General features: G+C 56.6%; 8 protein-coding genes. 7 read left to right on the top strand and 1 reads right to left on the bottom strand.

Annotation, left to right across the window (positions count from 1 at the left end):
- Window positions 1-64 precede the first annotated feature (64 nt).
- Window positions 65-1,105 (bottom strand): NADP(H)-dependent aldo-keto reductase, encoded by a 1,041-nt coding sequence (locus ACW9HW_RS14985; protein ID WP_095192980.1) that lies wholly within the window; start codon window positions 1,103-1,105, stop codon window positions 65-67.
- 245 nt (window positions 1,106-1,350) lie between these two features.
- Here ACW9HW_RS14985 and rplM point away from each other — a divergent pair, with 245 nt between their 5' ends.
- The 7 genes from rplM (at window position 1,351) to ACW9HW_RS14950 (ending at window position 6,239) form a co-directional block, all read left to right on the top strand.
- Window positions 1,351-1,779, top strand: a complete 429-nt coding sequence (rplM, locus tag ACW9HW_RS14980) for a 50S ribosomal protein L13 (RefSeq protein ID WP_003228062.1) — start codon at window positions 1,351-1,353, stop codon at window positions 1,777-1,779.
- Between the two features lie 14 nt (window positions 1,780-1,793).
- Window positions 1,794-2,186, top strand: a complete 393-nt coding sequence (rpsI, locus tag ACW9HW_RS14975) for a 30S ribosomal protein S9 (RefSeq protein ID WP_003228056.1) — start codon at window positions 1,794-1,796, stop codon at window positions 2,184-2,186.
- A 268-nt stretch (window positions 2,187-2,454) separates the two neighbouring features.
- Window positions 2,455-3,048 (top strand): ubiquinol-cytochrome c reductase iron-sulfur subunit, encoded by a 594-nt coding sequence (gene petA / locus ACW9HW_RS14970; RefSeq protein WP_095192981.1) that lies wholly within the window; start codon window positions 2,455-2,457, stop codon window positions 3,046-3,048.
- Entirely contained in the window at window positions 3,048-4,259 is a 1,212-nt protein-coding gene (locus tag ACW9HW_RS14965; protein WP_095192982.1) for a cytochrome b, read from the top strand. The genes petA and ACW9HW_RS14965 overlap by 1 nt, the downstream gene beginning before the upstream one ends.
- Window positions 4,259-5,041: a cytochrome c1 gene (locus ACW9HW_RS14960; RefSeq protein WP_095192983.1), complete on the top strand. Its 783-nt coding sequence runs from the start codon at window positions 4,259-4,261 to the stop codon at window positions 5,039-5,041. Before ACW9HW_RS14965 ends, ACW9HW_RS14960 begins: the two co-directional genes overlap by 1 nt.
- Window positions 5,042-5,191: 150 nt before the next feature.
- Window positions 5,192-5,809: a glutathione S-transferase N-terminal domain-containing protein gene (locus tag ACW9HW_RS14955; protein ID WP_007989864.1), complete on the top strand. Its 618-nt coding sequence runs from the start codon at window positions 5,192-5,194 to the stop codon at window positions 5,807-5,809.
- A gap of 16 nt (window positions 5,810-5,825) precedes the next feature.
- Complete coding sequence (locus ACW9HW_RS14950; RefSeq protein ID WP_095192984.1) at window positions 5,826-6,239, top strand: ClpXP protease specificity-enhancing factor; 414 nt, start codon at window positions 5,826-5,828, stop codon at window positions 6,237-6,239.
- Window positions 6,240-6,302: the final 63 nt, after the last annotated feature.

Below are 6,302 nucleotides of genomic sequence, written 5' to 3'. Positions count from 1 at the left end.
GTAAGCCAGGCACGCCGGTAAACCTGTGGGAGCGAGCCTGCTCGCGAATGGGTCCATGAATCAATCAAGGTGCCGGATTCGGCTGGTCCTTGTGAATCGCCTCGATCCCTTCCAGTACTTCGTCCGACAGTTTCAGATCAAAACTGGCAATGTTGCTGTCCAGCTGCTCAAGCGTCGTCGCCCCGATGATGTTGCTGGTCACGAAGGGTTGTTGCGTCACGAATGCCAGCGCCATTTGTGCCGGGTCCAGGCCATGTTCGCGCGCCAGTGCAACATAACGGCTGCAAGCTGCTTCCGACTGCGGGTTGAAATAGCGGCTGAAGCGGCTGTAGAGGCTCAGGCGGCCTTTTGGCGGGCGGGCGCCACCTTCGTACTTGCCTGACAGAAAACCGAACGCCAGCGGCGAATAGGCCAGCAAGCCGCATTGTTCGCGAATGGCAATTTCCGCCAGGCCGACCTCGAAACTGCGGTTGAGCAGGTTGTAGGGGTTCTGGATCGACACCGCGCGAGGCCAGCCACGGGCTTCGGCCAGGGCGAGGAAGCGCATGGTGCCCCACGGGGTTTCATTGGAGAGGCCGATGTGGCGGATCTTGCCGGCCTTGACCTGTTCGTCGAGCGCTTCGAGGGTATCCTCCAGCGGCGTCAGATTGGCTTCGATCTTGTGCTTATAGCCCAGTTGCCCGAAGAAATTGGTGCTGCGCTCCGGCCAGTGCAATTGATACAGGTCGATGTAATCGGTCTGCAAGCGCTTGAGGCTGGCATCCACGGCCTCGGTGATGTGCTGTCGATTGTGCCGCAGGTTTTTGTCGCGGATGTAGTCGATGGTATTGCCGGGGCCGGCGATCTTGCTGGCGAGGATCCAGTCGGCGCGATCGCCGCGGCTTTTGAAGTAATTGCCGATGTAGCGTTCGGTGGTGGCGTAGGTTTCGGCCTTGGGCGGCACCGGGTACATCTCGGCGGTGTCGATGAAATTGATCCCGGCGCCCTTGGCTCGCTCAATCTGGGCGAAGGCTTCGGCTTCGCTGTTTTGCTCACCCCAGGTCATGGTGCCGAGGCAGATTGCACTCACGTTCAGATTGGTCCGGCCTAGCTGGCGATAGTCCATCGGGTGCTCCTTGGGCAAAACAATCATAAAAGCAGGTTGAATTATTTTTCGCAATCTGCATAATTGCGCACCTCTTTCTGCAGTGGAAGTGATGCGCCGCCGCCGAAGAATCTTGCCGTTGAACGGACGCGCCGACCCGAGCCCCCGAAAGCGTCTGTATCCGGCTGCCTTTGACTTGTCAAAGTACGCACTATTCAGTAAGATCCGCCGTCTAATTTACAGGGCGGCCCCTGAGGCTATAAAGAATGAAAACTTTTACTGCTAAACCGGAAACAGTAAAGCGCGACTGGTTTGTCGTCGACGCTGCTGGTCAGACCCTGGGTCGTCTGGCCACCGAAATCGCGAGCCGTCTGCGTGGCAAGCACAAGCCTGAGTACACTCCTCACGTTGACACCGGCGACTACATCGTCGTTATCAACGCCGAGCAGATCCGTGTTACCGGTGCTAAAACCACTGACAAAATGTACTACTCCCACTCCGGTTTCCCGGGCGGCATCAAGTCGATCAACTTTGAAAAGCTGATCGCCAAGGCCCCTGAGCGCGTGATCGAGACCGCGGTCAAAGGCATGCTGCCTAAGAACCCGCTGGGTCGCGACATGTACCGTAAGCTGAAAGTCTATGCGGGCGCTGCACACCCTCATACTGCTCAGCAGCCCCAAGAACTGAAGATTTAACGGAATAGTTCATTATGTCGGCGACTCAAAATTACGGCACTGGCCGTCGCAAGACCGCAACCGCACGCGTTTTCCTGCGTCCGGGTACTGGTAACATCTCCATCAACAACCGTTCGCTGGATAATTTCTTCGGCCGCGAAACTGCCCGCATGGTAGTTCGTCAGCCGCTGGAATTGACTGAGACTGTCGAGAAATTCGACATCTACGTCACCGTGATCGGCGGTGGTGTAAGTGGTCAAGCTGGCGCAATCCGCCACGGCATCACCCGCGCTCTGATGGACTACGACGAAACTCTGCGCAGCGCTCTGCGTAAAGCCGGCTTCGTAACCCGCGATGCACGTGAAGTTGAACGTAAGAAAGTTGGTCTGCGTAAAGCGCGTAAGCGTCCGCAGTACTCGAAGCGTTAATTCGTTTCCACGTTCAAAAAAGAACGCCCAGTTTCCTCACGGAGCTGGGCGTTTTTTTGTGCCTGCGATTTATCAAAGAATTGCGCTGTGACAACTTGCCACATCCGTAGAGGCCCTATACTACAAGGCTTGGCAGTGGTGCCCTGGGGTAATTACCTTGTCAGAATTGGGGCTTTTCATTACCATTCGGCAAAATTTTTATAAGTACAGAGTTTTACTTAGTAGATGCCTGATTTAACAGGCCACAAAGCTGATGGGAGAGGACTGAATGAGCAATGACGGCGTGAATGCAGGCCGGCGTCGCTTCTTGGTAGCAGCCACATCCGTGGTGGGTGCTGCAGGAGCGGTGGGGGCTGCGGTCCCGTTCGTGGGGTCATGGTTTCCCAGTGCCAAGGCGAAAGCCGCAGGTGCACCGGTGAAAGTGAATGTCAGCAAAATCGAGCCAGGCCAGCAGATGATTGCTGAGTGGCGCGGCCAGCCGGTATTCATCGTCCGCCGTACTGAGGAAATCCTGGGGAATCTGAAAAAGATCGAGGGTCAGCTGTCTGACCCGACCTCCAAGAACTCGACACAACCGACCTATGTCGATCCGGAAACCCGTTCGATCAAACCTGAGGTTCTGCTGCTGATTGGTATCTGCACGCATCTGGGTTGCTCGCCGACATTCCGTCCCGAAGTGGCTCCCGCTGACCTTGGCAAGGACTGGGTGGGTGGTTATTTCTGCCCTTGCCACGGCTCCCATTACGACCTGGCTGGCCGCGTCTACAAGTCGCAACCTGCGCCTTTGAACCTGCCAGTTCCCCCGCATTCCTATGAGACCGATGAAATCATTATCATTGGCGTCGATACGGAGAAAGCGTGATGAGCAAGTTCATGGATTGGGTTGATGCGCGCTTTCCCGCGACCAAAATGTGGGAAGACCATCTCAGCAAGTACTACGCCCCGAAGAACTTCAACTTCTTCTATTTCTTTGGTTCCCTGGCGCTGCTCGTTCTGGTCAACCAGATCGTCACCGGTGTCTGGCTGACCATGAGCTACACCCCGTCGGCGGAAGAAGCGTTTGCTTCCGTCGAATACATCATGCGCGACGTCGAGTACGGCTCGATCCTGCGTCTGCTGCACTCCACCGGCGCTTCGGCGTTCTTCATCGTGGTCTATCTGCACATGTTCCGTGGCTTGCTCTACGGTTCCTACCAGAAGCCACGGGAGCTGGTGTGGGTCTTCGGCATGCTGATCTACCTGGCGCTGATGGCTGAAGCCTTCATGGGGTATCTGCTGCCGTGGGGCCAGATGTCCTACTGGGGCGCCCAGGTGATCATCTCGCTGTTCGGTGCGATCCCGGTCATCGGCAACGACCTGACCCAGTGGATCCGTGGTGACTACCTGATTTCCGGTATCACCCTGAACCGCTTCTTCGCCTTGCATGTGGTGGCCTTGCCGATCGTGATTCTGGGTCTGGTGGTGCTGCACATTCTGGCGTTGCACGAAGTCGGTTCGAACAACCCGGACGGCGTGGACATCAAGAAGCACAAGGACGAAAACGGCATACCGCTGGACGGCATTGCCTTCCACCCGTACTACACCGTGAAAGATATCGTCGGTGTGGTGGTGTTCCTGTTCATCTTCTGCTTTATCGTGTTCTTCTTCCCGGAAATGGGCGGTTACTTCCTCGAGAAGCCGAATTTCGAGCCAGCCAACCCGTTCAAGACACCTGAGCACATCGCTCCGGTCTGGTACTTCACGCCGTACTACGCGATTCTGCGGGCGGTCCCGGACAAGCTCCTTGGCGTTATCGCCATGGGTGCGGCCATTGCAGTGCTGTTCGTCCTGCCGTGGCTGGACCGCAGCCCGGTCAAGTCGATGCGCTACAAAGGCTGGATGAGCAAGATTTGGCTGGTGGTGTTCTGCATCTCGTTCGTGATCCTTGGCATTCTGGGTGTTCTGGCCCCGACGCCAGGCCGTACGTTGCTGTCGCAGGTATGTACCTTCCTGTACTTCGCCTACTTCATTCTGATGCCGTTCTACACCAGGCTCGAGAAGACCAAACCGGTTCCGGAAAGGGTGACTGGCTGATGAAAAAGCTATTTGCGGTATTGATGCTTGCTGCGCTGCCAGTGTTCGCTTTCGCTGCTGAACACGGTGGCCCGGAGCTTGAAAAGATCGACATCGACGTGTCCGACAAAGCTGCCATGCAGGATGGTGCGCGTACGTTCGCCAACTATTGCATGGGCTGCCATAGCGCCAAGTTTCAGCGCTATGAGCGTGTGGCCGACGACCTGGGCATTCCTCACGAACTGATGCTTGAAAAGCTGGTATTCACCGGCGCCAAGATCGGCGATCACATGAACATCGGCATGCAGCCGGCTGACGCCAAGACCTGGTTCGGAGCGGCGCCGCCGGACCTGACCCTGGTGGCTCGCGTTCGCGGTACCGATTGGCTCTACGGCTACCTGAAGTCGTTCTATGAAGATCCGTCGCGCCCTTGGGGTGTGAACAACAAGGTCTTCCCGAACGTCGGCATGCCTAACGTCCTGGTCGGCCTGCAAGGTCGTCAGGTCATCGGTTGCAAACAGGTTCAGATCGTCGAAGACGGCAAGAAGCAATATGATCCGTTGACCGGTACGGCGCTGACTCATGAAGCGTGCGATCAGTTGACCATCGTGCCGAAGAGTGGATCTTTGACCGAAGAGCAGTTCGATGAGAAGGTCAAGAATCTGGTAACCTTCCTGGCTTACTCGGCTAACCCGGTTAAGCTGCAACATCAGCGCATTGGTACCTATGTATTGCTGTACCTGGCGTTCTTCTTCGTATTCGCTTACTTGCTCAAGCGTGAGTACTGGAAAGACGTGCACTGATAACGCTTCAAGCAATTGCTGTTAATCGCGCGCGCCCAAGGGCGTCTCTGAAGGTGTAACGAGTCTGGCTGGCCAGGCGTTACGGGAGACGCCCTCTGGGCGCGCTCGTTTTTCCGCTTTCGATTATTTTTACAAGCGAGGAGGATCGCCATGGGCGTGACCAATCGGTTGGCCTGTTACTCCGACCCCGCCGACCACTATTCCCACCGGGTGCGAATCGTACTGGCAGAGAAGGGTGTCAGCGCCGAGATCATTTACGTGGAAGCTGGCCGTCAGCCGCCTAAACTGATCGAAGTGAACCCTTACGGCAGTTTGCCCACCCTGGTCGATCGTGACCTGGCGTTGTGGGAATCTACGGTGGTCATGGAATACCTGGATGAGCGTTATCCGCACCCGCCGCTGCTGCCGGTTTATCCAGTGGCGCGTGCCAACAGCCGTCTGCTGATGCATCGCATACAGCGAGACTGGTGTGGCCTGGTGGATCTGATTCTGGATTCGCGGACCAAGGAAGCCGCTCGTGCCGTGGCGCGCAAGGAATTGCGCGAAAGCCTGACCGGCGTGTCGCCGTTATTCGCCGACAAGCCGTTTTTCCTCAGTGAGGAACAAAGCCTGGTGGATTGCTGCCTATTGCCAATACTCTGGCGATTGCCGATTCTGGGTATAGAACTGCCACGGCCAGCCAAGCCGTTGCTTGATTACATGGAGCGCCAGTTTGCGCGTGAGGCTTTCCAGGCGAGTCTGTCTGGTGTCGAACGCGACATGCGCTAAGGCTTAAGGAGCCGCTATGAACTCCAGTCGACCTTATCTGGTCCGCGCGCTCTACGAGTGGATTGTGGACAACGATTGCACCCCGCACATGCTGGTCAATTCCGAGTATCCGTCGGTCCAGGTGCCGCAAGGGTTTGCCAGTGACGGGCAGATTGTCCTGAACGTATCACCACAAGCCGTGCGCCATTTGCACATGGATAACGAAGCGGTGAGCTTTGAAGGCCGCTTCGGTGGTGTGCCGCATACGCTGTATGTGCCTATCGCATCGATCCTGGGTATCTACGCACGGGAGAACGGTCAGGGCATGGTGTTCGATCTGGAATCGCCTCTGGAAGATGAGGATGAGATCGAGCCGGATGATGATATTCCGCCACCTGACAGCGAGCCGCCGCGTCCCAGCGGTCGGCCGAGCCTGAAAGTGGTGAAGTAATAAAAAAGGCGATCCGCAAGGATCGCCTTTTTTGTTACTTCGTAGGAGCGAGCTTGCTCGCGA

It is taken from the genome of Pseudomonas sp. SDO5532_S415, from assembly GCF_054071155.1.
The sequence above is the reverse complement of the archived record's forward strand: the minus strand, read 5'-3'. Positions and strand labels throughout refer to the sequence as shown.